Raw genomic sequence first — 23,799 nt, forward strand, 5'->3', positions numbered from 1 at the left:
ATATGGGTTATACCTTTTCAATATAACCGAGGGTAGGCGGAGTTCAGTTTTTATAAATTGGATATAATTGAGCCCATTGCTGCGGACTGACTAAGCTCGTGATGCCCGGTTTCAAACCGTCTCACTGTGAGACGGTTAAGGCCTCGCAGCACCGTCACTGACAGAAAAAGAATGTCGGCGCTTGCGCCTCAGTGAGCCGCTTTCCACCGCGGTCAGGACGGCATCGCGCCATGTATGAATGGGAGGAGCAATAACGCCGACACGCAACGAACAGCATCAAATCTATTAAAATATCGTGACGAACCGAAGGGTCGAAGAGAACATCGCGGAGATCTTCTTCGAGCGAAAAGCTGCGATATTCTGATCTGCCGTGACTTCCCAATCCTATCTTTAGGTCCGAGCCGAGCCCTCGGTAAGCGCGCGGATGCTGGCCATCACCTTTGCCACGTGTGCTGGGTCGCCTGCCGCCGCGTTAGGTGGAGCGAAGCGGCCGGCGTCATTGTCGAAGTAGCGGCCCGATGCGTCGGCGAATTCCTTCGACAGGGCCGCGCGGATCAGGATATCCGAACCGATCGATAGGTCGTTGCCTGCGATGCCAAAGCCCTCCTTGACCATCTTCGACGCCAGCAGCGAGCCTGGATTGACTGAAACGAAAACCGGGCCCTTTGGATGTGCGCGGGCCATTTCCTGCGTCCAAAGCGTAATCGCCAGCTTGCTTTGGGCATAGGCGTCCATGTCGCCGAGGCTTCGTTCGCCGCGCAAGGCTGCCAGGTCAACAGCCGCCTGCGCGGCAGAGGAGAGGTTCACGACCCGGCCTTCCACGGGCAGGATCGGCAAGAGCTCTCGGGTCAGCACCCACGGGGCCAGTGTGTTGACGACGAAGCGCAGGTCCAGACCGGTATCCGTCCGGGTCTTCGGGGCCTTCAGCACCCCTGCGTTGTTAATGAGCACGTCCAGCCGCTTATGCCGCGCGCGGACCTGCTCCGCGAAGGCGGTCACCTCAGATAGGTCCGACAGATCGGCACGGTAGGTCTCCGGATTAGTGCCGACCTCTGCCGCGGCGGCTTCCAGTTTCTCCTCGCTCCGGCCATGAAGCAGCACATTGTGGCCCTCACCTGCAAGCGTTTTCGCGGTCAGAAGGCCGATGCCGTCTGTGGCTCCGGTGATCAGGATCGTCTTGAGCATGTCGTCTCCTTACTGATGAAAATGTGGCAGAATATCGTCCGCCAGCCGCTTCATCGTGTCTTCGATATCAGCCCCATTGAACCGCAGGTTAAGGGCAACGTGGTTGATGCCAAGGCTGCGGATCTCCTCAAGGTAGCGTTGAAGGTAGTTGGTGCCAGAGCGGAAGCCGAGGTGGATGGGGCCAGCTGCCGCATCCTTCTGTGCGACGAGGTCGATATAGAGCGATTGCATCACCGGCTTGTCTGATAGCCCCGCCTCGGCAATTCGTTTGCGATAAGCGCCGACCACTCGGCGCTGCGCGATCGAATCGCGCGGGTAGGTCATCCATCCGTCGCCATTCCGCGCCACCCAGTCAGGCTCTTGCTGGCTGCCGCCGGTGATCAGCAGGGGTAGTCGCTCGGCCGAAGGTTTGGGCAACATATCGATCCCCCCGGAGAGCGCGCCCTGCGTGGTTTCAGTAAAGGGGTAGCTCTCGGCCATTGCCCGAATGTAGTTCATACTGTCGCGGAACCTGTCGCCGCGATCCTCGAAGCTCATGCCCAGGGCGGGGTATTCGTCCGGCCGGTCGCCCGAGGCCACGCCGAGCAGTAGCCTTCCACCAGAAAGCACATCCGCTGAAGCCGCCGCTTTTGCCACATGCGCCGGGTGGCGTAGGGGCAGCACGATGCTCGCCACCCCCAAGGCGATGTCGCGCGTCGTGCTTGCCAGTGCACCGAGGTAGACGAAAGGGTCGTAGATCTGCCCCGCATCCCCGAAGGAGGGCACATTGAACGGCACGTCCCGTAACCAGAGCGCCGAGAATCCTAAGGCGTCGGCCAGCCGTGCCCGCTCGATGTGGCGGGTCATGGCGGGCACAGGATCATTGCCCTGCGTCTCCAGCGGAGCGACGAGACCGATACTCATTTGCCCAGGCCGGAAGGTCGCGTTGTAAGCTCGGTTCAGCGGGGCGAAGCCAGTGTGTTGCAGAGTATTTTTCACAGTTTTTCTCCTCATCAGGCTCGGCTGATGGATCAAACCTATACCTTGCTAAGCCACAATAAATCCGGCCATATCGGATTTGATCTTTCGGATTCGGGATATAATCGCCGTGGATACCGACAATCTTCGCCTTTTCGTCATGGCAGCCGACCGGCTGAACATCTCGGCCGCGGGGCGCGAGCTGGGACTTGCGCCCGCAGTGGCTAGCGCGAGGCTCGCTAAGCTCGAGCAGGAGCTCGGGGTCGAATTGCTGCGGCGCACCACGCGTAAGGTCTCCCTTTCGCTCGATGGGGCGGATTTTCTGCCCTACGCACGGGAGATACTCGCCCAGGCGGATGCGGCCCGCGCAGCGCTTGGCGGGTCAGGTGGCGGCCCCCAAGGCACGCTGCGCTTCGCCGCGCCGAGCAGCTTCGCACAGCTTCACATCATGCCGCTCCTGCCGGAGTTCCACGAGGCCCATCCCGACCTCACCCTCGACCTGCGCCTGTCCGACACGCGCTTCGACGCGATCGAGGGCAGTTTCGACCTAGCCCTGCGTAGCGGGCCGCTTGCTGACAGCAGCTTGAAGGGCCGCAAACTTGCCGATGACACCCGCATCCTTTGTGCCGCGCCGGCCTACCTCAACAGGAGCGGCGTGCCGCAGACACCAACGGACCTGTCCGCTCACGAACTCATCGCTTGGGGCAATCTGGAGCCGCGTGAACTTGTGAACACGCAGGGCGAGACGGCTCTGCTGAATCCGACAAGCATGACCTGCCGGGCGATCCTCGACGACGGCGACGCGCAGCGCGAGGCGACGCTGGCGGGGGCCGGTCTGTCGATGAACTCCCTCTGGAACGTGGCCGGCGAAATCGCAAAGGGCCGCCTTGTCCGTGTCCTGCCAGAGTGGAAGATGAACGACCGATCGGTGCTATGGCTGATCTATCCCCGCACGAATGTGCTGACCCCGAAAACCCGCGTGTTTATGGATTTCCTGATCGCAAAATTGGGTAATCGTTCGGAATGGAGCGAATGAGGATGCCAGGCATCATTCCTCCCGGATTTCCTCATGCGCCATACTTTTAGCCGATTCATCACCCGAATTGACACCTCGGATGCGCTCTGACGGGGCAGGAGGGCGTAGAAATCCTGACCGCCCTCGAGTGCGGACCCAATAGGACGCACAAGGCGTCCCGCATCGAGGCCCCACTGCACTAGGAAGTGGCTGGCCAGGACGACAGCCTGACAGGTCCAAGTCCTAAGGGCGACATCCTCGAGATCACGGATGAAGACTGGCACGACGAGCTCGAAGACGGCTCTGCCGCAGGACATTTTCGACGTCGTGCTCGACTTCGTCGGCGGTCCGCGTTGCTCGACGCGCTGGCGGTGCGTGGCCGTTGCGTAAGCCCGGGGTCAGCGCCGGCCCGATCGTTGAACTGAACCTGAGCACGCTCTATCCCAAGAACCTAACACTGATCGGGAGCACCCGGCAGGGCTCGAGCGTTTTTACCGATCTGGTGGGCTACATCGAGCGGGGCAGGATCCGGTCCGTGCTGGCCGAAGCCTACCAGCTCCACGAGTTGCGCACCGCGCGGGAGGTGTTTCTTGAGAAGGTCCGCATGGGCCAGATCGCGATCGTCATCGCGGGCTGACGTCTGTTCGCAAAGCTATCTCCGCACGGCAGAGCGACGTCAGACCATGACGTCGCTCTGCCTCATGGCATCAATCACGAGCGCCATTAGTCGTTCGGGCTGTAGTGGGCCAGGAACATGTCAACGCAATTGCCGATGACGGCATCCGGGTCGACCTCGGTTTTCGCCCCCATCAGGAACTGCGGCCAGACCAGAAAGTGCTTCACCATTGACAGCAGTTGGCCCGCGGCGAAGCCGGGCTCGGCCTCGCGCAGCGCGCCCGCCAGCATTCCTTCCCCGATCAGCCCCGAGATTGGACCGTCCTGCATCGCGGCCTTGGCAAAAAAGGTCTGCGCCAGCTCCTGATCGCGCAGGAGCTCCGACATGACCAGCCGGTTCAGGCCCATGTATTGCTCGCCGGTAAGATGCCCGACGTAGTCCCGCACTGCCCCGATCAGTTGCTCGCGTAGCGGCCAGTCGGGCCGGAAGTGTAGCTTCGGCACGGCCGCGATTTCCTCAAGCAGGATGTCGGTGATCGCACCGAAGAGCAGCTCCTTGCTCTCGAAATGCTTGTAGAGCGTGCGCTTCGACACCTCGGCCAGCTCCGCGATCCGGTTCACCCGCGCGGCAGGAAAGCCCTGCTCCCGAAACTCCTGGATCGCCGCCTCCAGAATATCTTTTCGTTTCTTCTCAGTCAGTTTCATCGTTGCTGCCTCCCGCTCTGCGATAAATGTAAACATCAGGGTTTACACATGCGCTGCTCTCCATTAGGTAAACACGACAGTTTACAAACACAAGCGCCGACGGCGCCCCGATCACTGGAGAAGACCATGGCTGACCTTACTTTCGGACAGAGAGGCTGGACGCCCGAGCGCCTCGGCAATCTTACCGGCAAAACCTATGTCATCACCGGGGCCAACGCCGGCGCGGGCTTCCAGACGGCCCGCATCTTCTTGGGCAAGGGCGCCGAGGTGGTGATGCTGAACCGCAGCGCCGAGAAATCCGCCGCCGCCGTGGAAGAACTGAAACAGGAGTTCGGCGCCAATGCACCCGTGCGCTTCATCCGCATGGACCTCGCGGAGCAGGCATCCGTCCGCATGGCGGCCGAAGAGGTGCTGAAAACTACCCCGCGCATCGACGCGCTGATCTGCAACGCCGCCATCGCCCAGGTGCCGAACCGCAAGTTGACGCGCGACGGCTTCGAGAGTCAGCTCGGCACCAACCATTACGGTCACTTCACACTGTGCGGCATTCTGTTCGACCGGATCGAGCAGTCGCATGGTCGGATCGTTGTCGTCGCCAGTCTCGGCTACAACATGGGGCTGAAGACCATCCGCTTCGACGACATGAACTGGGAACAAGGCTACGGGGCGAACACCGCCTATTCCCAGAGCAAGCTAGCGCAGATGATGTTTGCCTACGAGCTTCAGGACCGGCTGGCCGCGGCTGGGCGGACGGGGGTGAAGGTCTTCGTTTGCCACCCCGGATCATCGGCGACCTCGCTGATCTCGACGAGTGGCAGCCGGACGATGCGAATTATCTGGTGGCTGATGACCAAGACGCCGATGGTCCAGACCGCTGAACAGGGAGCCTATCCGGAGGTCATGTGCGCGACAGAACAGGTGCTGACCGAAGAGCGCGCGCTCTACGGCCCTACAGGCACCAGGGAGTTCGTCGGTCCCGTCGGCCGTGGCACGCTGAATGCGCACGCTCACGACAAGTCGGTGATGGTCAGGCTGTGGGAGCGATCCGAGAAGGACACCGGGTTCAGCTGGAGACTGTAAGAGCCTCGCAATCTTGCCATGACTGAATAGACCGGGTTTGGGTCGGTCGACCCGTCGCGCCGCTCCTCCAATCCCGGGCAGTGAAACTGATGAGGGCCGAAAACATGGACATCCTGAAAACAGCTACCGACTGGACGAAAGCCGAAATGCTCTCCTCCGCCTCCTTCGTTCTCTTCGGCTTGTCCTTCCTTCTGGCAAGCCTGGGCTTCTGGCAGATGGGCAGGACCGACGTGGCACGAGCCTATGTCGTTCCCATGCTGGTGGCCGGCACGCTGATCCTGATCATCGGGGTCGGCCTGTTCATCCCCAGCCAAACCCGGCTGAAGAGTTTCCCTGCGGCCTACGCCACGGATGCCGCCGGTTTCGTCGCAGACGAGATCGCGCGTGCCGACAGGGTGTTGAACGAATACCGGATCGCGGTGTTCAGAGTGATCCCGCTGATCATCGCCGCCTGCGCGCTGGCAATACCGTTCTTCGGGGCTCCGATCTGGCGGGCGAGCCTGGTCACGACTATTGCAATGATGGCGGTCATTCTGGTGATCGACACAAATGCCAACGCGCGGCTAGAAGACTATAGAGAGCAGCTCGCGCTGGTCAAAAAAGGTCTACCGCCATCAATGTGAAGCGGACGTCCGTTGCAGGTGCAGCGAATGGCTGCTCTCCGCCCTTTGAGCAAGATTGTATCGTGGGGTCCAATTTGCATTGAATCCAAATTCTAGAATACCTGCCATGGTTTTTTATCGTCTTCCTCGCCAACCCTGCCCAATAGATCAGGAAAAGATAACCATGGGGGCTGTGTATTGAGCGCATGTCTACGCAGGAGATCTTGAGGCCGAGGAAGCAGATCAAAGATTGTTATTCTGGCAGGGGGGGCAAGGATATGTCGCCCGTTGCTTGAGGTTTTATTCTGCTACCGAGGAACTTATCCAGACTGCCTTGCGGTGGGTCTTTGGTGCATGATCCGCACGTATCGTCCATGGCGGAATGCTCACCGTCCCAATCCACGCGGAGGGGGCTGTCTTACTTTCTCACCCGATCCGACACACCAGTAGTCGCTGGCTATCGATATCCGAACTACCAACCCGGCGCATTCCTTATTGGGCTTCTTGTGGTTGCTTGCCATTGAGGGCGTCAATTTCGTAGCGTGGACCGATCTGATCGCGGAACGGACTGGCAGATGGGCTAACAATCACCGAGACCACGGTCATTGCTAAGATTATGAACTCACTATTGGACCCAAGTTACTATGAAGTCAGCGTTACTTGATGATGCCAATCGGCCCATGCGTTTTCTTGAGCGGGCAGAGTTGTCGTCTGGCCATGCCGAAAGTTGGCTTCAGGCGCTTCTCTATGAGCAGCCGGGCCTTATTCCGCTTGACGATATCGATCCTGGCGCAGGAACTATGCTCCCCCTAGTTCGCGAGCTCGCTCTGCCTAAACCCGGTGGGCGGGTGTTTTTGGACATTCTCGGCGTTACACCTCGTGGGCGCCTCGTCCTGATCGAATGTAAGTTGTGGCGAAACCCACAAGCCCGTCGGGAAGTCGTAGCGCAAATTCTGGAATATGCAGCATTGCTGCGGCGGTGGAGCTATTCGGACCTCACGGCTCAGCTCAAGGCGCGACATGGTCTCGAAGGAGACAATCCGATTTATGACCTTGTCAAACAGGAGAGTAGCCTCGGGGAAGCAATGTTTAGCGATAGGGTGGCAGAAAGCCTGCGCACGGGAGATTTTGATCTCATTGTCGCTGGGGACGGGATCCGCGAGGATATGTCAGTCATCGCGGATCACTTACGGCATCAGGGCGCGAGGCTCGCACTTGTGGAGTTTCAAATCTGGGCTGACGATGCGGGCACTAAGCTCGTTGTGCCGAGCATCCCCTTCAGGACGGAAGTGCACCACCAGCGCATTCTTATGACGTCTGATGGGATGCCGATCGAGATTGATCATCGTGACAACGAGGATGAACTGGATGCGGTTGTAGACCCGAGCGGCGTTAACCGAAGAGCTGGCAATCGCGCTTTTTGGCAGCGGTTCATTAACGAAGTGACATTCGATCATCCCGACCAACCCATTCCCACGCATGGGGGCAACAACTGGGTCCGCATCCCGTTACCTGGGGAGACGCGCATGACAGCGTATCGGACCAGTGATATGGTTGGCTTCTTCATCCCCAAAAAGCATGCCGATGTGATTGCTGAATTAATCGGCGAAAAGCGCGGGATCCGGCAGGAAGTGGATATGCCGCGACTTCGCTTCCACGCAGTAGATGACATTTCGGAGCCAACCGTGGCAATTGACGAGCCTTTGACGGGGTTGCCCAACGAGGACGACCAAATGAAATGGCTGGCAGAGACTGCAAACCGCTTGGTAAATGCGTTGCGCCCTCGCATTGCCGATAGCTGAGTCAAATGAAAGTGTCCCCTGGCCGCGCTTACAGCGAGAATCTACTGAGATATTACTCCGCTATACGACGGCCCCAAGTATCATATCGGAGCTTGGGTCCATACGAGGGTTATCCAACATCCATTCGTTCGAGCGCTACCTCAGTCGGAGGAATGGCTCGACTCCCAGGGACGCTCGGGTGGATGGGCGCGTGAAATGCAATCGAAGTCCTAGAAGTCTCAGACAGACCGCATGGGGATGGCTCTAGTCGCCACCATGTTTGGGCGCACAATCCTTCCTCTCCGCATGATGGTGAGCTGATCCTGTTGTTACCCTCGGAAACAGGGATTGATGTTGGAGATAGTGCTCTGTCGCTATTCTAGTCAATCAGCGATACCTGTCGGGATATGGCCGGAGCGTAGCAATATACGTCAATTGGCGAGCCAGATGCCAACGCTTGGCTGCCACATCAGCGCTCTACTGGAGTGTCGCTAAGCGCGGATGCAGGTAGGCGCGCCAGCGCAAGGTTGTCTGGAGCACACAGGAATGCTCTCGACTAAGGTAGAACATTCTGGAGCTCGCGGGCGAATGAAACACTTCGCTACTCAGAGCCTCTAAAAGCCCGCTGACGCGATGCGATATGGCTTGCTGCAACCAGAATTTTTGTCCTATCTTAGTTCTTGAAGCCGAGAAAAACTGACCATTAATCGTGCTGAGTCTGCCCGTAGCTAAGGTCAGTTCATGGCTATCTCCCTCAATTAGTCATGAACAACCCAAAACCTGCGGATAACATACTGCTGTTTAAGAATAAATGGACGATATCGAGCATAGGGCATGATCTGGTGTCAGAGCAGACTAACATGATGAAAAAAAGACGGGTCATTGGCTACGTCCGCGTCTCTACGAGACAACAGGAACAGAAAGGTATCAGTTTGGACGCCCAGTCTGCAGTCCTCAGAGACTATGCGCACGAGCAGAGCATGGATCTGATTGGAATATGCGAGGACGCCCAGTCGGCTTATAATCGGCACTCCTCCAAGCGCCCGGGCTTTCGAGAGGTATTGTTGCGTGCCACGGCCGAAGGGTTACCCATCCTGATCACGAGCGTCGATCGTTTGTCACGTAGCGTAAAGGATCTGAACTTGCCAGAGCTCGCGGCCGTCGAAATCATCTCGGTGAAAGAGGGGAGGGTAGGCCCCCGGAAGTTGAGGAAGTTGGTCAAAGCAGCAGAGGCCGCAAGCGCAGATGCTGCAAGAATCTCTAGGGCAATGGTCAGAAATAGTAACAAGAAAGGCCGAAAGCCTGGGAACACGACAAACCTCAAGGAGGCGCAACGAAGTGGTGCCATCAACAACATGCTCCGCAGTCAGCGCAAAGTGCAGGAGCTTGTCGACTTCATTGGGAAAAATCCGTCGATAACGGCGCTTTCATGGCCGGGCAGGGTAGAGGCCTTGAACGCTTCCGGAGCTCTCAATCTGGTTAGCGGAGTGCATGAGGAAAAAAAGGCATGGACGATAGGATCTTTGCGCAAACCGTTTGCCGCAGCCTTGGCAGAGATCCAGATGCACGAAGATCTGGACAACGAGGATGTCGCTTCAGCCATCACTGGTTCCGGGGAGGAAATGAATGCCTCGCTGCCCGATCATGCTCCTGAAATAGACGGAGCCCCCTCAAATAGCTCCTCTGGTGCGAGGGTGGCTGCTCCCCTAGGTCACGACGAATCACAAGCGCATACGCGTCCCGCGAGCGTCTTTGAGGAGTTCTCCCTATCCGACGCTGAGGGTGCTGCCGCCACGGATCCAAGTCTCCCAGCACCAACTCAACTTTCGGGCAGTAGTCGTCTGAACCCGGAAGATTATCCTCTTCCTCTTAAGCGGCGTCCTCTAAATAGGACCGAGATTGGCGTATTGCGGAAGATTATGACGTCGCGCGGGTTGTCGGAAAGCATGGTCATGGACGAGCTTGGCAGGCCTCGACTCGACCCCTCGCTTTGGCAGTCTCGAAGAAATGGAACAACGGTGTCGCCTGATATGTTGGGCCGTCTGCTAAAATGGTTCGGTGAGAACCGCGCAGTCTGGAGGCCGTGAGCCTTATGCGGCCAAGCTCGGGAACCGAGAGCACGAACCTTGATCAAGCCGCAACAGCGTCATTCAGCATCCGGACGATCTTTATGATCTCCTGTGTCTGAACGCGGTCAAACACGCCAGCGATACCCATGTCGTCAATGTCCGTGTAGGGGCTCTCGTAGAAGACTTGAGGCTCTACAATGCCACTTTCGGTCAGGCTGTCTATGACCAAGTCTAAGAACTCTGTTTGGTCGGCGGTGAGATCGTGGCGTGTAACAAACGAACTAAAGGCATCCTTGGCGGCGCTACGGTCCAACCCGGTGAGGGATCGGAGAAAACGGCCCAAGCCACCTTCCTCTGATAGGCCATCGAGAGAGATTTCGTCTGCAACGCCATTCTCAACTAGAAAACGCTCCAACTCGGACAGATCCTGTTTTGTTAGTGCCTCGCCTCGCTTTACTTTCAGCAAGGTGATGTGATCGCGCTGCTGCTCTAGGAAGCGACGCACCTTCATCTTGAACTTCGCCTTGTCGACGCCGCTTCCAATGTCCGGCATATCGAGAACGCCGCCCGTTCCGATTTCATCGGTGAAGTTGGTTATAATATCTTTACGTTCTTTAGGTTGGATCAACTCTGCCAGACCACGCAGTTTGCGCCGCACGGTGTCGAGCATTTCCACTGTGATGTCTTCCCAAAAGATTTCAGTCTGTATCTCTAGGATCAGCTCGAGCTCGTGTGCGACCATCGGGACGTTTGAAAGCGCCTCTAGATTGGACGCAAATTGCTCAATCCGTTTTTGCAGTTTAGCGAAACCCGCCGCCCTTTTGAGCAGCTGCAGCTGAGCATTGAAGATCAAGAGATCAAATTGCTTTGCTGGCAGTGAGCCATCGTCATACGCGGAGGGCAGGCCCGCGACGTCATCGGTGAGCGCCAAGCGCGCATCAAGGTCAAGGTCGTCCCATTCATCCGAGTTTTGGAACCGCTCCACACTGCGCCGCTTGGAACGCACGATGAAGTTCTCCATTGGCATCGCGCTGACTTCCTCAAACAGCCGTTTTTTGGTGTCAGAGATTAGATCCTTGTGGGAGGTTTCCGCGCCGGAGAGCGCCTCGATCAGTTCGACCCGTGTCACAAATAGCCGCTGACCAATCGGGAGAGAGCCAGCCGCGTCGGACATGTTGGGGTTCTCTTTGAAGAACTCTAAGTTCTGGCAGAAATCAAAAATGATAAACTCTGACTTGTCCTCGCCTGGCCCAAACAGATCGGGTGCCAGCCGAGTGCCGCGCCCAACCATTTGCCAAAACTTCGTTTTCGATCTGACGATCTTAAAGAAAACCAGATTGACCACTTCCGGCACATCGATCCCCGTATCGAGCATATCAACTGATACAGCTATGTGAGGGGTCTTTTCTGCCTCGGAAAAATCATCGATTAAGGATTGCGCGTAGGTAACGCTGTAGTCGATCAACTGGGCGAACTGGCCCCTATAGTGCGGGTAGTTGATGTTGAACCGGTCGACAATGAAGCGCGCATGCTTGCTGCTTTTCGCAAAGATGATCGTCTTGCCCAAACGATCCCCCCCAGCCACCTTGACCCCATTTCGCATCAGGTGCTCCAGCACCTTGTCGACAGTGTCTATATTGAACAGCCACTTATTCAGCTCGGCGCTCTCTACCCGATCAGGGACGGTGCCGTCCTCATCCCACTCGATCGCGTCCCATTCTTCTTTCTCATCATCGGTGAGCTGGTCGTAATCGATCCCCTCGCGTTGAAACTTCAATGGAACCGAGATCGTCTTGGGAGGCACCAAGTAGCCGTCGCTGACCGCGTCATCGAGGTCATAGGAGTCCGTGGGCACGCCTTTCTCGAGATCAAAGAGAGAGTAGGTGTCTTTATCGATCTCATCGCGGGGCGTCGCAGTCAGCCCGACCAGAAGGCAATCGAAATACTCAAAGATCGCGCGATATTTGCGATAAACTGATCGGTGCGCCTCATCGATCACGATCATATCGAAATGGCCAGGTCCGAACCGCCTTACGCCGCCGTTCATTTGCTCAATCAGGCCCATCATCGTCGGATAGGTGGACAAATACACTCGAGCACCGGAGTGGTCATTTTTCCTGGGGTCATGCCGCTCGATCAAATTGGCGCTCGGGGTTGCACCCATATGCGTCTTGAAAGCGCCATGCGCCTGTTTAACCAGCGCGATGCGGTCCGCCAGGAACAGCACGCGTTTGACGCGGTTGGCCCGCATCAGCTGGTCGACCAGAGCGATCACCGTGCGTGTCTTCCCGCTGCCTGTTGCCATTACAAGCAAAGCCTTGCGTTGCACGTGTCTCTCAAAAGCTTCGCCTACGCGACGGATGGCGCGTTGTTGGTAGAAACGCCCGGCGATCTCTTCGTCTAGCGGCACATCGCGTAGCTTCTTCAAATTGCTCCTGCGCTGGTGAAGCAGTTGCAGTTCGTCCTTTTTGAGAAAGCCGGAGATGCGGCGCGCGGGATACATCGCATCGTCCCAGATCCAATGTTCGTATCCGTTGGTCGTTAACATCACCGGACGCCGCCCAAACCTTGCCTCAAGACAATCGGCATAGAGCTTGGCCTGTTGCTGGCCGGTTCGGCTGTCCGTGCGGCTACGCTTGGCCTCAACCAGTCCGAGCGGCTTGCCGTCATCCCCCCAGAGAACATAATCGACAAAACCCTGGCCAGTGCCGTTGGGCATCCCCTGCACAGGAAATTCGCGGTCGCGTTCCTGATCAAGCGGCCAGCCTGCTTCAGTGAGCAACTGATCGATGAAACTGTCGCGGGTGGCGGCCTCGGAGTAATCGTGATCGTCGGGGATCTTCTGGTTGGCCCTACGAATGCCAGCGATCTCGGCGCGAGCTGCGTCGCGCTCAGCTTCGACAGCCTTATGTGCTTCTTCTGTCGTTCGGAGTGCTGCTTCGGCGGCATCTGCGCGCTGGCGCTCTGCTTTGACCTCGCCCTCGATCTTCTGGATCTGAGCGACGGTGCTGGCGCTTATGGTCAGCGACTTCTCCAGTTTTGACAGATCGAATGTGAGCTTGGGGTCGGGGCGTGCGGTGCGGGCATAGGTCCGTGCAATCCAGAAGCATAGGTGGAACAGCTCGCGCACAGTCGCAGCAGCGTCTTGGGCGGAGGGGGGGCGGCGATCATCGTGGGCCGCGCGGTTGCCGTGGTTCTTGATGAACTCGGCTTTCTTGACAATGGCTGGTCCCGTGAGGGCTGTGAACGTAGGCTCGGCAATCAATGCCGCCAACTCGCGCCCGTAAGGTTGTCGCAGGGCCGGCTCGTTCCGGTAAAGCCATTTCATCGCCGTCTCTAGTGCCAGCCGGGCACGGAAACATGCCCCGCGTGGGTCGGAAAGGGCCAGCTTTTCCGCCTTTTCAGCGTGCTGTTTCAGGTCGGGGAAATCGGCGGCTAGAAAAGAAAATTGGGACATAAAGATAACCTATTCGAATGGCATTACCTTAATGCGGGAAAATCTTTGCGAAAGGCTTGTTTTGCCTCTTCCCACTTTTCTTTACCCTCGGGTGAAAGAACCCATTTGCAGTTGACGGTGTTCAGCACGTCATACCCTGCGTCTTTCAATCCGTCACATAGCAGCATTTCCATTGCGCCGACTTGATCGCGAAACGGTTTGTGGCGTTCCATCAAGGTGGCGCGGTCGCTGCCGTCATGATCGACCTGCGGGTAGATCGGGCCGTGGGCGATCAGGTCGAAGCTGGTGCAGTCTTCTGGGGTGACGCCATGGGCGATCAGGTTGCGGCGCAGGGCGTTTGAATTGGCAGATGTGCCAAGGTGCTGGCCCATCCGCGTAAAGGGCGCGGCGGCATGGGGGCTGGAGTTGTCGCCCGTGCGGCCAACATAATGCAGCGCCCCGTTTGGCGCGGCGATGCGCCAGACATAAAGCCAGAACCCCCGTTGCAGCATTGCCCCCGGAAGGGTGAGGCGGTGGAGCGCGGCAGGCATGTCAGAGCTCCCCGCGAAAGGCGCGGTGTTGGAGTGAGGAGAAGAGGGTCTCGGCCTTTGATAGACCTTCGTCAAAAAATGGAAATTCATTCTTTATTGCATCTATACGGCTGCTAAATTGTAATTGCATTCTGACCGGTGGCCAGTTTACCAAAAGAGGATGTAAGTTATTTCTATTCAGGCTTGGGTTTGCCGCACTTGCCTCGTATTCGTTTAGAGAGAATTGACGGAGTAGGAAAAAAATGAAGATAGGTAAGTTTTCATTGAACTCTTTAACAAAAAGAGTTGTGTCATGAGGCCAATAATCACCTTCAGAATAGTGAACTTTTCCTACTGATCCTTTTCGGCCGAGGATTACACCCGGTCCTGATGCTCCAGCGGTGTCGTGGTAGTAAGAAATTCCTCCTGACGAGATTACAGGCACTTCACCATTGCGCACTTCTTTTTTTACAATGTCATAACCTCGTTGTAGCTTTATTTGATCCCCCAGTTTGCAGCGCGACCAACCGGGGCTTTTGGTTTGTTGAGTATTGGAAGTTTCTTCTTTTCTACCCTTTATACTTCCAAACATTTCATGAAAGATCGCCTGTCCGAGGGTGTTGAGTTTGTCGAGGGCGCGGGTGCGGAGGCGGCGGAGCGCGTCCGCTTGACCCAATATCCCGGCAATCCGCTTCTGCTCATCCAGCGGCGGGAGGGGGATTTTGAGCGTTTCAAGAGATTTCTTATTCAGTGTGCGCCCCATGACAGCATGCGACCCAACGTCGCTGAAATCTATTGCCTCAAGAGCATAGGCGAGGAACGGAGCGTATAACTGGTCTTCTTTTTTGGGTGGGAGTGCCGCAATTGCCTCATTAGTAAAAAGGTTACGTTTCGCAATCCCAACTTTGCCAATTGATAACTTGAAGCTGAATAGAACGGTGCCCGCTTGCACTTCTCTCATCTTGCACTCTTTTAGTGCGGTTTCAGAAAAACTCTCCTTTGTGTCATGTAATTCGCGTTGTTTCCCGAGATCAGAAATTGAGGCCCATGGGTGGAGTCCATTCTTCCAAAACCGCTCTTCCTTACGAGGCGGAGTCCGGCCAACATTTATCTCGCAAACATCGCCCAAATTCACTTGGGGCCAACTCATCCCAACATCCCCTCCAACCGGTCCAGCCCCTCGGCAATCTCCGCCTCCAGCGCGCGCAGTTCTGCGATGATCTCGGTGGGGGATTGGTGCTCGACCTCCTCATGCTCGATCTCTTTGTAGCGGTTGAGGCTCAAATCCCATGATCCGGTGGCAATGATCTCAGCCGCTGGCACGATGAAGCTTTGCGCGGTGCGGGGGCGGTCGGCCTCATGCGCCAGCGCCTGCCAGCGGGTCAGAATATCGGGCAGGTTGTTCTTGGCGTGCTCGTCCTCGGTCAATGCCACCTCCGGCACGGGGCCAAGCTTGGCGTCCTCCAACAGCGGCGTGCGCTTGTCATCAAGGCTCATCCCGTCGGCGGTCATGTCATAGAACCACACATCCTCGGTGCCGCCCACGCCCGTCTTGGTGAACACCACGATGGCGCAGGACACACCGGCATAGGGGCGGAACACGCCCGAGGGCATTTTGATAATCGCATCCAGCTTGTGATCCTCGACCAGCATCTTGCGGATGTCCTTGTGCGCCTTGGAGGAGCCGAACAGCACGCCATCAGGCACCACCACCGCCGCGCGCCCACCCGTGCGCATCAGGCGCAGGAACAGCGCCATGAACAGCAGCTCGGTCTTTTTGGTTTTGACGATCTTCAGCAGGTCTTTGGACGTGGTGTCATAATCCAGCGATCCGGCAAAAGGCGGGTTGGCGAGGATCAGGGAGTAGCGCCCTTCATCGGCGCCGTGTTCTTCAGCCAAACTATCACGGTAGGCGATGTCGGGGTTGTCCACGCCGTGCAGGGTCATGTTCATCGCGCCGATCCGAAGCATGGTGCTGTCAAAGTCAAAGCCGTGGAACATGGAGTTGTGGAAGTGGTCGCGCTGTTCGGGATCGCGGAGCATCTTGGGGTGATGGTCGCGCAGGTATTCGCCCGCCGCCACCAGGAAGCCGCAGGTGCCCACGGCAGGGTCGCAGATGGTGTCCTGCGGGGTCGGCGCCATGAGGTTGACCATCAGGTTGATGATATGACGCGGCGTGCGGAACTGGCCGTTCTGCCCCGCGCTGGCGATCTTGCCCAGCATGTATTCAAAGACATCGCCCTTGGTATCGCGGTCCTCCATCGGGATGTCGTCGAGCATCTGCACGACTTTGGCCAGCAGGTTGGGGTTGGAGTAGCCCAACCGCGCGTCTTTCATATGTGTGCCGTAGGATGAGCCTTCCTCCCCCATCTGGCGCAGAAAGGGGAAGACGTGTTCATCCACGATGCGCATCATCTCACGCGCTTCGAAGTTCTTGAAACGGGACCAGCGCAGGTTGTCGTAGGGTTCGCTTTTGTCATCCTGCCCTTCGGGGAAGATGCGGCGTTCCATAGTCGTGCCCAGCATCTCGGCCTTGCTTTCTTCACGGGTGTGGATCTCGTCCAACCGCTTGATGAAGAGCAGAAAGGTGAGTTGTTCGATGACGGAGAGCGGATTGGAGACGCCGCCGGACCAGAAAGCGTTCCAGATTTGGTCGATTTGCGTGCGGATGGTGCCTGTGAGCATTTTGAACCTTTGTTTTTCTGGGAGCATATGCAAGGGGCGCAAATGCTACAACATTCCAGTGCCCAGCCGAACACTCAGGCATAGGCTCTGGGGGGGGGGCAACATGGCGTCTATGTTCGGGAATGCACGCAGTTGGTCCGGACTGGTCCGTTCGTTGGTCTCGTCGAGCAATAGCTTTTAAGCGGGCCGGCCTCTAGCGGGTTCATTGGTAACGCTCAGGTTCGCATCTGCAGGGAGGCCCGAATAGGAGCAGCGATAGCAAGCAGGCCGCTGCGTGGAGCCGCAGGGCAGGGTTCCTTCTGACATAGATGCTGGCCGCGGTCGGGGCCTGCAGGGCATTCCGATAGTCGCCGGAACGGTCAGGATGGCACTCCCAGTGTCCACATCGTCAGGCCGGTAGCCAAGGATGCACATGACTGGTCGACAGAAGCGATCAAAGCTCGGCGTGACCCACTCGCTCCTCGTCGAGAATGAAGCGCCAGCCCGTGCTCAAGATCGCCAAGGCCAATCCTTGCAATAGCACCTTTGGTTGTTTGGCGTTTTGGTGGGACAGTTTTTACGAAAAGCTTAGTAAAGCAGTGGAGCGCACAAGTGTCCCACTCTAGATTACCCTATTGTTTTTAAGTGAAAAGTGTCTCCCGCCCCCGGGCACCACTTTAAATCGCAACATTCTGATGGCACTTGGTTTCTCTTGGAAGCCGCGTCAGTGTCAGACGTGGCATATCATGATGCCGTGCCCTGCTCGTGTTCTAAGTAAAACCTGAAAAGTCCGGCGCGCTCGATCTTTCCACCACGACAATACAGTGGTGCAGCATCGTGGTTCTATCTTTCAGGGAATATCGGCGCTTGCGTAGCTTAGGCATCTTTCCGCAGCGCCCAAAGTTCGCCTAACTCGCCGTTGCCTTGTAGTTGCTGCGTTTGCGCACACGTCCGCCGCAACGCTTAAGCCCTTCCAAAGCGTAGCATTCTAGTAAAGGCACATAAAAAGGCCGCGAAATTTTACTTCGCAGCCCGCTAGATTCTTCAGTCTTTCGATCGCCCAGCCAGACAGCCAGCTCTCACTTCTAGGCCGAAGCAAAGGCCTCTCGCGCTTCCGGTTGGTCCCAGATTTTGCGGATCGCGGCGGCGCCGGCTTCGGTCACAGCGCCCGCGTCGGCGTTGGCGAGGCTGGCGTCGCTGACCAGAACCCGACCGTCCACGATGACTGTGTCCACGTTCGCCCTGTTTGCCAATGACACAAGCGCGCGGCGTGGGTCGTAGTGTGGTTGGAGGTGGGGATGCGTCATGTCGACGAGTGTCAGGTCGGCTTTGGCGCCCGCTACGATCCGGCCCAGGTCGGGGCGGTTCACGGCGACCGAGCCTGCGCCGGTGATCGCGTTCAGCAGGGCAGGTGCCGTGGCGCTGCGTGCGTCGCCGCTGGTGACTTTTGACACGATGCCGGCGGCGTTGATTTCGCCCAGCAGGTCGAGGTTGTAGCCGTCTGTGCCCACCAGCGTGCGCAGACCTGCGGCTTCGAACCGGCCGAAGGATGCCGTCTTGCCAGTACGGGCAAAGACCCGTGGGCAGTTCACCACCGTCACATCGCGGGCTTTCATCAAGGCAAGGTCGCTTTCGCTGCTATAGACGCAATGCGCGGCCAGAAGGTCGGGCCCCAGCACGCCGAGCCAGTCGAGATATTCGGCGGGGGTACGGCCATCCCAGCGTTTGGTGATCGTGGTGACCTCGCCTTCGCTTTGGGCGATATGGGTGGTGATTGGGACACCAAGGTCGCGGGCACGCGCTGTGGCGGCGCGCAACAGGTCCGGATCACAGGTGTCGGTCGCATGGGGGCTCATGGCAAGGCTGATGCGGCCATTCTCGCGTCCGTGCCATTGGTCATAAAGCGCGTTCCAAGTGGCAAGATCGACCGCGTTATCGTTCCCGTCTGTCGAGGCGGTGTCATAGGCGACGCCGCCTTCGGTGCCAGCGCGCGGGTTGGACGCGGAAAAGAGGTAGGGCGCGCCCCAGAAACGCAGGCCCAGTTCCGCGGCCGCGTCGAACATTTCGGGCAGGTTGTTGCGGAACGGCTCCATCACAGAGGTCGCGCCGCCCAACAAAAGCTGCACGATGCCCATGCGCGCAATTGCCATACGCTCTTCTGCCGACAGGATGTCCAAGCCGGTTTTGGAGAGGGGCAGCAGCACGGTATAAACGATGCTTTGGTCGTTGCGCTTGCTGACCCCGTCTTCGGCATGGCTGCGGGCAATTGCCTCGCTAAAGCAGTGGTTGTGCAGGTTCATCAGGCCAGGCAGTACAAAGCGTCCAGGGCGGTCGATGACATGGTCGGCCTGCGCGGGGCGGCTGTCCGAGATTGCGGCGATCCGGTCGCCTTCAAGGATCACCCATTTGTCGCGCAGAACCTCTTGGCCCGCAGGGCCGTCGGCCAGCACATATGTGCCAAAAATTGCAGTGGTCTTGTCGTCGGTTTCGGGCAGGGGCGAAATCTGGGAATGTGTCACTTCAGGGCCTTTCACGGTGGTGCCGGATGCGGGAGGGCGGCGGGACATCAGGACGCGTCGACGCGATGCGCTGACATGGAACAGGGCAGGGCGACCACGACAGGGTAGCCCCGGAAAGTCATGCGGAGCCAATCCTTGCCAGTACCAACCGACCTGCCGCCGCGACGGGGTCAATCACCGGAATGCCAAGGTCGGATTGCAGTTGCGCGGCGATTTGGGCCATGCCTGCACAGCCAAGAACAACCGCCCCCGCGCCGCGATCCCGCAGCGTTTCGCCAATGGTGCGCAGATGGCGATAGACCTCGGGGTCGCGACCGGAATCCGCGGCCGAGACATCCAGCAGTGGCAGTTCCGCCACCAGTCGGTCGGCGCAGCCCAACGCCTCGATCCGTTTGAGGTGTCGCGGAATGGCGCGTTCGGAGAGGGCGATGATGCCAAAGCGGTCCGCTTGCGCGCATGCCTCAAGCACGGCGGCCTCTTGCGCGCCAACTACCGGCTGGCTGACCCGCGTCCGCGCAAGGTCCAGACCGGGATCGGAGAAGCAGGCGATGATATAGCCATCGGCCTGGGCGTCCGCGATGCGGGCCGCCAAGGGTTCGGCGGCTTCGGCCACATGATCGTCGGTACGGATCGTTTCGGGGCCGTCCTCTTGACGCACGACCTCGAAATGCGGGCCCAGCGGCAACAGCGCCTCGGCGATCCCGTCGGTCACGGCGACCGATGAATTGGGGTTGATCACAAGTACCCGCATCAGCGCAGGTCCGCGCCGAAGTTGTGGGCGGGGTCAAATTCCTTGGCGGTAAAGCCGGATTTCCCGCGCAGATCGACAGGCTGGCGCGCGACAAAGCGGCCCTGACCTTCTTTTGCCTTCAACTCCCCGTGTTCGACAATCACCGCGCCACGGTTCATGACGATTTCCGGTTTGCCCGTCAGTTCCCTGCCTTCAAGCGGGGTGTAATCCATGTTGTCATGCTGGTCGGCGGCGGTGACAGTAACGCGCGCCTCGGGGTTCCAGATGGCGATGTCGGCGTCCATGCCCGGTGCGATCCGGCCCTTGGTGTCGCAGCCGAAGGTCTTGGCGGCGTTGGTGGACGACAGCGCCACGAACTGCTCAAGCGTGATGCGGCCCTTCACCACCCCTTCGGAGAACAGGTAAGGTAGGCGCGTTGCAATGCCGGGCATGCCGTTGGCGATTTTGGGGTAGGGAATATCCCGCCCGTTCAGGAACTTGCCCGTTTCATCAAAGCGGTAGGGCGCGTGATCCGAACTGACGCTTTCAAAAGTGCCCTGCGCGATATGGTGCCACAGCGCGTCCTGTGTCGCGCCGTCCCGCAGCGGCGGAGAGCAGACATATTTCGCCCCTTCCATGCCGGGACGATCAAGATCATCGCGGGTCAGCGCAAGATATTGCGGGCATGTCTCGGCAAAGAGTTTGGCACCGTTGAACTTTTCACGGCGCACGATCTCGGCACCGCCTGCGGTCGACACATGCACAATGAACAGCGGGGCATCGACCAGTTTGGCCAGTTGGATGGCGCGATTGATCGCCTCTTCCTCAGCCAGTTCGGGGCGCGAGATGGCGTGATATTTCGGCGCGGTTAGCCCTTTGTCTGCCAGCCGACGGTTCATCCATTTGACCATGTCGTTGTTTTCGGCGTGGACCATGGTGATGGCACCGTGTTCGCGCGCAACGGCGAGGATGTCGAGCATACCGCCATCGCCAAGGTTCATCAGGTCATAGGTCATGAAAACCTTGAACGAGGTGATGCCACGGGCGAAAGCGCGGGGCAGTTCGTCCTCAAGCACCTTCGGCTGCGGATCAGAGATGATCAGGTGGTAGGAATAGTCGATCACCGAACATGCTGCGCGCGCGTCATAGGTGGCGATTACATCATCAACGGACTGGCCACGCTGCTGGGCGGCAAAGGGGATGAACGAAGAATTGCCACCATAAGCTGCCGAGATTGACCCCGACAGGTAGTCATCGGCGGACATGATGCCAGAGGAGCTTTCCTGCGCGATATGGGCGTGTGCCTCGATCCCGCCGGGCATGACAATGCGCCCGCCCGCGTCGATGCGACGGTCGCCGCCCGACAGGGTTTCGGCCATAGCGGCGATGCGGCCATCCTTGATGCCGATGTCGCCCTTGGCGGTATAGTCGGCGGTCGCGATCAGGCCCCCGTGGATCACTGTGTCGAAGTGCATGTTCATTTCCTTTCTTCGCCGGCGACGGTCCAGCTATCCCTGTGCGACGCCGTGGGAAAGCGCGCGTCGAGGCCCAGTTCCGCGATGCGATTGATGCTGGTCTCGAACAATGTCGATTGCACGGGCACTGCGTCGGGCGAAAGGGCAATCGCCCGCAACGCTGCCTCGCGTCCCTTATATGCTTCGAACAGGGCACGCAGGTCTTCAACTGCGCGACCTTCGGACATGTCGATGCGCAAATCGCAACTTGGAATGCCATGATCGCCCGTGACCTGAAGCGCGGCAGACCGCAAAGACCCCGCCACTTCGCCACCTGCGGCTTGCCCCGCTTCGAGAGCGTTCAACAGTTTTTCCGCAAGTGTCAGTTCAGCATCTGCAAGGAACGCCGCGGCCATCGCCGCAGTGACCCGTTCGTTATCAAGGATATTGCCCAAGGCGAGGCAGTTCTTGCCTGCCGTATGCGTATAGATGGAATACATGCGGCGGCCATGAAAGACCGAGCTTTGGCCCCGCCCGTCCAGCGCGCCAAGTTGGCGCCATTCGATATCGGGGCTGCTGGCCACAACTTGGGTGATCGTGTCGTCGGCGGAGGTACCTTCGCGCAGCAACGAGATGCCCAGATCCCCCAGACGGCTGTCGGTGCGGTGCTGTGACAGAAACGCGCCACGGCCATGGGCTAGGCGCACGCAACGGCTGCCCACGGCAAGGTCCGAGGTGGTGATGGCGGCGCCAAACGCGCCGGTACGGTCGCAATGCCCGATGATGGAAAAGGTCATGGCTGGTTCCTCTCAGGACGCTGGGGGTTTTGTGGCGGTGTAGGATCGGGCCACAGTGGTCGCCGTGACCAGCAGGGTGATGAAAACAAGGATCGTCGCAACGGCGGCAATCACCGGATCGACAGATTCCTGAATGCCCTCCCAGATCATCTTGGGCAGTGTTTCGACGCGCCGCACCGTCAGGAACAGCACCCCGACAATTTCGTCAAAGCTGACGATGAAGGCAAAAATCGCGCCCGTGATCATGCCGGGCCGGATCGATGGCAGGATCACTGTGCGGATCGCCATGCCCAGAGGGGCGCCAAGATTGCGGGCGGCCTGCGGAATGCGCCGGTCAAGGTTGGTCAGCGCCGCAAATACTGAGATTGTCACATAAGGCAGCGCCAGAAGGGTATGGGCGAGGATCACGCCGAAATGCGTATCGATCAGCCCCAGTTTGACCCAGAACTTGTAAAAGCCCAGCGACTGAACAACCGGCGGCACAAGGATCGGCACGATCATCACCCACCGCGCAATCATCGCGGCACGGTCCGACAGGAACCAACAGCCGATGCAGAACGCCGTGCCCAACGCGGTAGACGCCGCCGCCACGATGGCCCCGATCCAGATGCTGGTCCAAGTGGCGTGCAGCCATTCGGGCGAGTTCAGGAAGGTCTCGAAATGCTGAAGCGACAAATGCTCTTTCGGCAGTCCGATAAAGCTCGTGTCGGTCAGCGAGACCGGAATGACCACGAGGATCGGCAGGACAAGGAAGGCGAGGACCGTCCAGCTTCCTGTGACAAAGAAGATGCGCAAGGGGGACCGTGTCATCAGTTACGCTCCAAGAATGTCTTGCGCAGGTTCACGAAACGCGCCGCGACAAGAAGGACAATGGCAGTAGCGACCAGCAGCGCGACAGAAAGCGCGGCACCAAGCCCCCAGTTAAGGAATTCCTGAATCTGGTAGGTGATGTATTCCGAGATCATCATCACGCGCCCACCGCCCAGCAGCGCCGGTGTGATGTAGAAACCAAGCGACAGGACAAAGACCAGCAGACCGCCCGAAAAGACACCGGGCAGGGTTTGGGGGAAATAGACCTCGCGGAAGGCGCGCCATTCGCTGGCCCCTAGTCCGCGCGCCGCCTTCATATAGCTGTCGGGGATGCCGCGCATATTGGTCAGCATCGGCAGCACGGCAAAGGGCAGCATCACGTGCACCATCGCGATCAGCACGCCGGTTTCGTTGTGCATGAACCGGATCGGGGTGCCGATCAGGCCCGTATGCATCAGCGCGTCGTTCACCAGACCTGATCGACCCAGCAGCACGATCCACGCAAAGGACCGGATCAGCACCGACACCCAGAAGGGCAGCAGCACCAGCCCCAGCATCAGCGGCCTGACCCGCGTTGCGAAATTCGAGATTGTGTAGGCCAGCACATAGCCCAGAAGCAGGCAGAACAATGTGGTCAGCGCCGCGATGCGGAAGGTCAGCTTGAAACTGACCCGTACCGCGTTTGAATCGAACATCTTGGTATAGTTGCCAAGCCCTACGGAGGGTTCGGTAACAGAGATGCCCCAAATGTTGAGCACCGGCCAGATGTAGAAGAAGATCATCACGGCCAGAGCTGGCAGAACCAGCATCCAATAGCGCAGTTTTTCATTCACTTGGGGCATCCTAGGCT

Annotated in this window: 19 protein-coding genes; 6 read left to right on the forward strand and 13 right to left on the reverse strand. The window is 58.5% G+C overall.

What is annotated here, in order from left to right:
* Positions 1–390: 390 nt before the first annotated feature.
* Together AC6GQJ_RS14365 and AC6GQJ_RS14370 are read right to left on the reverse strand one after the other, a co-directional pair.
* On the reverse strand, positions 391–1,185 hold the full coding sequence (locus tag AC6GQJ_RS14365) for an SDR family NAD(P)-dependent oxidoreductase (protein ID WP_500769424.1): 795 nt from the start codon (positions 1,183–1,185) through the stop codon (positions 391–393).
* 9 nt (positions 1,186–1,194) lie between these two features.
* Positions 1,195–2,163, reverse strand: a complete 969-nt coding sequence (locus AC6GQJ_RS14370) for an LLM class oxidoreductase (RefSeq protein ID WP_500769426.1) — start codon at positions 2,161–2,163, stop codon at positions 1,195–1,197.
* Positions 2,164–2,272: 109 nt separating this feature from the next.
* Between AC6GQJ_RS14370 and AC6GQJ_RS14375 the strand changes: the two genes are divergently transcribed.
* Positions 2,273–3,178 carry a LysR family transcriptional regulator gene (locus tag AC6GQJ_RS14375; protein WP_500769428.1) on the forward strand — a complete coding sequence of 302 codons (906 nt, stop codon included), beginning with the start codon at positions 2,273–2,275 and terminating at the stop codon, positions 3,176–3,178.
* Positions 3,179–3,539: 361 nt separating this feature from the next.
* Complete coding sequence (locus tag AC6GQJ_RS14380; protein WP_500769430.1) at positions 3,540–3,794, forward strand: hypothetical protein; 255 nt, start codon at positions 3,540–3,542, stop codon at positions 3,792–3,794.
* Positions 3,795–3,880: 86 nt separating this feature from the next.
* Here the strand turns inward: AC6GQJ_RS14380 and AC6GQJ_RS14385 are convergent, their stop codons facing one another.
* Positions 3,881–4,477, reverse strand: a complete 597-nt coding sequence (locus tag AC6GQJ_RS14385) for a TetR/AcrR family transcriptional regulator (RefSeq protein WP_500769432.1) — start codon at positions 4,475–4,477, stop codon at positions 3,881–3,883.
* 126 nt (positions 4,478–4,603) lie between these two features.
* Here AC6GQJ_RS14385 and AC6GQJ_RS14390 point away from each other — a divergent pair, with 126 nt between their 5' ends.
* From AC6GQJ_RS14390 to AC6GQJ_RS14405, 4 genes are all read left to right on the forward strand, one after another.
* Entirely contained in the window at positions 4,604–5,557 is a 954-nt protein-coding gene (locus AC6GQJ_RS14390) for an SDR family oxidoreductase (RefSeq protein WP_500769434.1), read from the forward strand.
* 104 nt (positions 5,558–5,661) lie between these two features.
* Complete coding sequence (locus AC6GQJ_RS14395; RefSeq protein WP_500769436.1) at positions 5,662–6,180, forward strand: hypothetical protein; 519 nt, start codon at positions 5,662–5,664, stop codon at positions 6,178–6,180.
* Between the two features lie 623 nt (positions 6,181–6,803).
* Positions 6,804–7,961: a hypothetical protein gene (locus AC6GQJ_RS14400; RefSeq protein WP_500769438.1), complete on the forward strand. Its 1,158-nt coding sequence runs from the start codon at positions 6,804–6,806 to the stop codon at positions 7,959–7,961.
* 839 nt (positions 7,962–8,800) lie between these two features.
* Positions 8,801–10,027, forward strand: coding sequence for a recombinase family protein (locus AC6GQJ_RS14405; RefSeq protein WP_500769440.1), 1,227 nt, complete (start codon positions 8,801–8,803; stop codon positions 10,025–10,027).
* 43 nt (positions 10,028–10,070) lie between these two features.
* On the opposite strand, the gene AC6GQJ_RS14410 is transcribed toward AC6GQJ_RS14405, so the two are convergent.
* From AC6GQJ_RS14410 to AC6GQJ_RS14455, 10 genes are all read right to left on the reverse strand, one after another.
* Positions 10,071–13,466: a DEAD/DEAH box helicase family protein gene (locus AC6GQJ_RS14410; protein WP_500769442.1), complete on the reverse strand. Its 3,396-nt coding sequence runs from the start codon at positions 13,464–13,466 to the stop codon at positions 10,071–10,073.
* Positions 13,467–13,489: 23 nt separating this feature from the next.
* Positions 13,490–13,996, reverse strand: coding sequence for a hypothetical protein (locus tag AC6GQJ_RS14415; protein ID WP_500769444.1), 507 nt, complete (start codon positions 13,994–13,996; stop codon positions 13,490–13,492).
* Position 13,997: 1 nt separating this feature from the next.
* The gene (locus AC6GQJ_RS14420; protein WP_500769445.1) at positions 13,998–15,125 is read right to left on the reverse strand and encodes a restriction endonuclease subunit S; all 1,128 of its coding nucleotides are present in this window, start codon (positions 15,123–15,125) and stop codon (positions 13,998–14,000) included.
* Entirely contained in the window at positions 15,122–16,660 is a 1,539-nt protein-coding gene (locus AC6GQJ_RS14425; RefSeq protein ID WP_500769447.1) for a type I restriction-modification system subunit M, read from the reverse strand. Before AC6GQJ_RS14425 ends, AC6GQJ_RS14420 begins: the two co-directional genes overlap by 4 nt.
* Positions 16,661–17,724: 1,064 nt before the next feature.
* Entirely contained in the window at positions 17,725–19,158 is a 1,434-nt protein-coding gene (locus AC6GQJ_RS14430) for an amidohydrolase family protein (RefSeq protein WP_500769449.1), read from the reverse strand.
* A 118-nt stretch (positions 19,159–19,276) separates the two neighbouring features.
* Positions 19,277–19,909: an aspartate/glutamate racemase family protein gene (locus tag AC6GQJ_RS14435; protein ID WP_500769451.1), complete on the reverse strand. Its 633-nt coding sequence runs from the start codon at positions 19,907–19,909 to the stop codon at positions 19,277–19,279.
* Positions 19,909–21,363, reverse strand: coding sequence for a dihydropyrimidinase (gene hydA, locus AC6GQJ_RS14440; RefSeq protein WP_500769453.1), 1,455 nt, complete (start codon positions 21,361–21,363; stop codon positions 19,909–19,911). The genes AC6GQJ_RS14435 and hydA overlap by 1 nt, the downstream gene beginning before the upstream one ends.
* A 2-nt stretch (positions 21,364–21,365) precedes the next feature.
* Positions 21,366–22,139, reverse strand: coding sequence for a DUF1028 domain-containing protein (locus tag AC6GQJ_RS14445; protein WP_500769455.1), 774 nt, complete (start codon positions 22,137–22,139; stop codon positions 21,366–21,368).
* Between the two features lie 12 nt (positions 22,140–22,151).
* Complete coding sequence (locus AC6GQJ_RS14450) at positions 22,152–22,949, reverse strand: ABC transporter permease (RefSeq protein WP_500769457.1); 798 nt, start codon at positions 22,947–22,949, stop codon at positions 22,152–22,154.
* Positions 22,949–23,791 (reverse strand): ABC transporter permease, encoded by an 843-nt coding sequence (locus AC6GQJ_RS14455; protein WP_500769459.1) that lies wholly within the window; start codon positions 23,789–23,791, stop codon positions 22,949–22,951. Before AC6GQJ_RS14455 ends, AC6GQJ_RS14450 begins: the two co-directional genes overlap by 1 nt.
* Positions 23,792–23,799 lie beyond the last annotated feature (8 nt).

Source organism: Tateyamaria sp. 7Alg 36 (assembly GCF_059882455.1).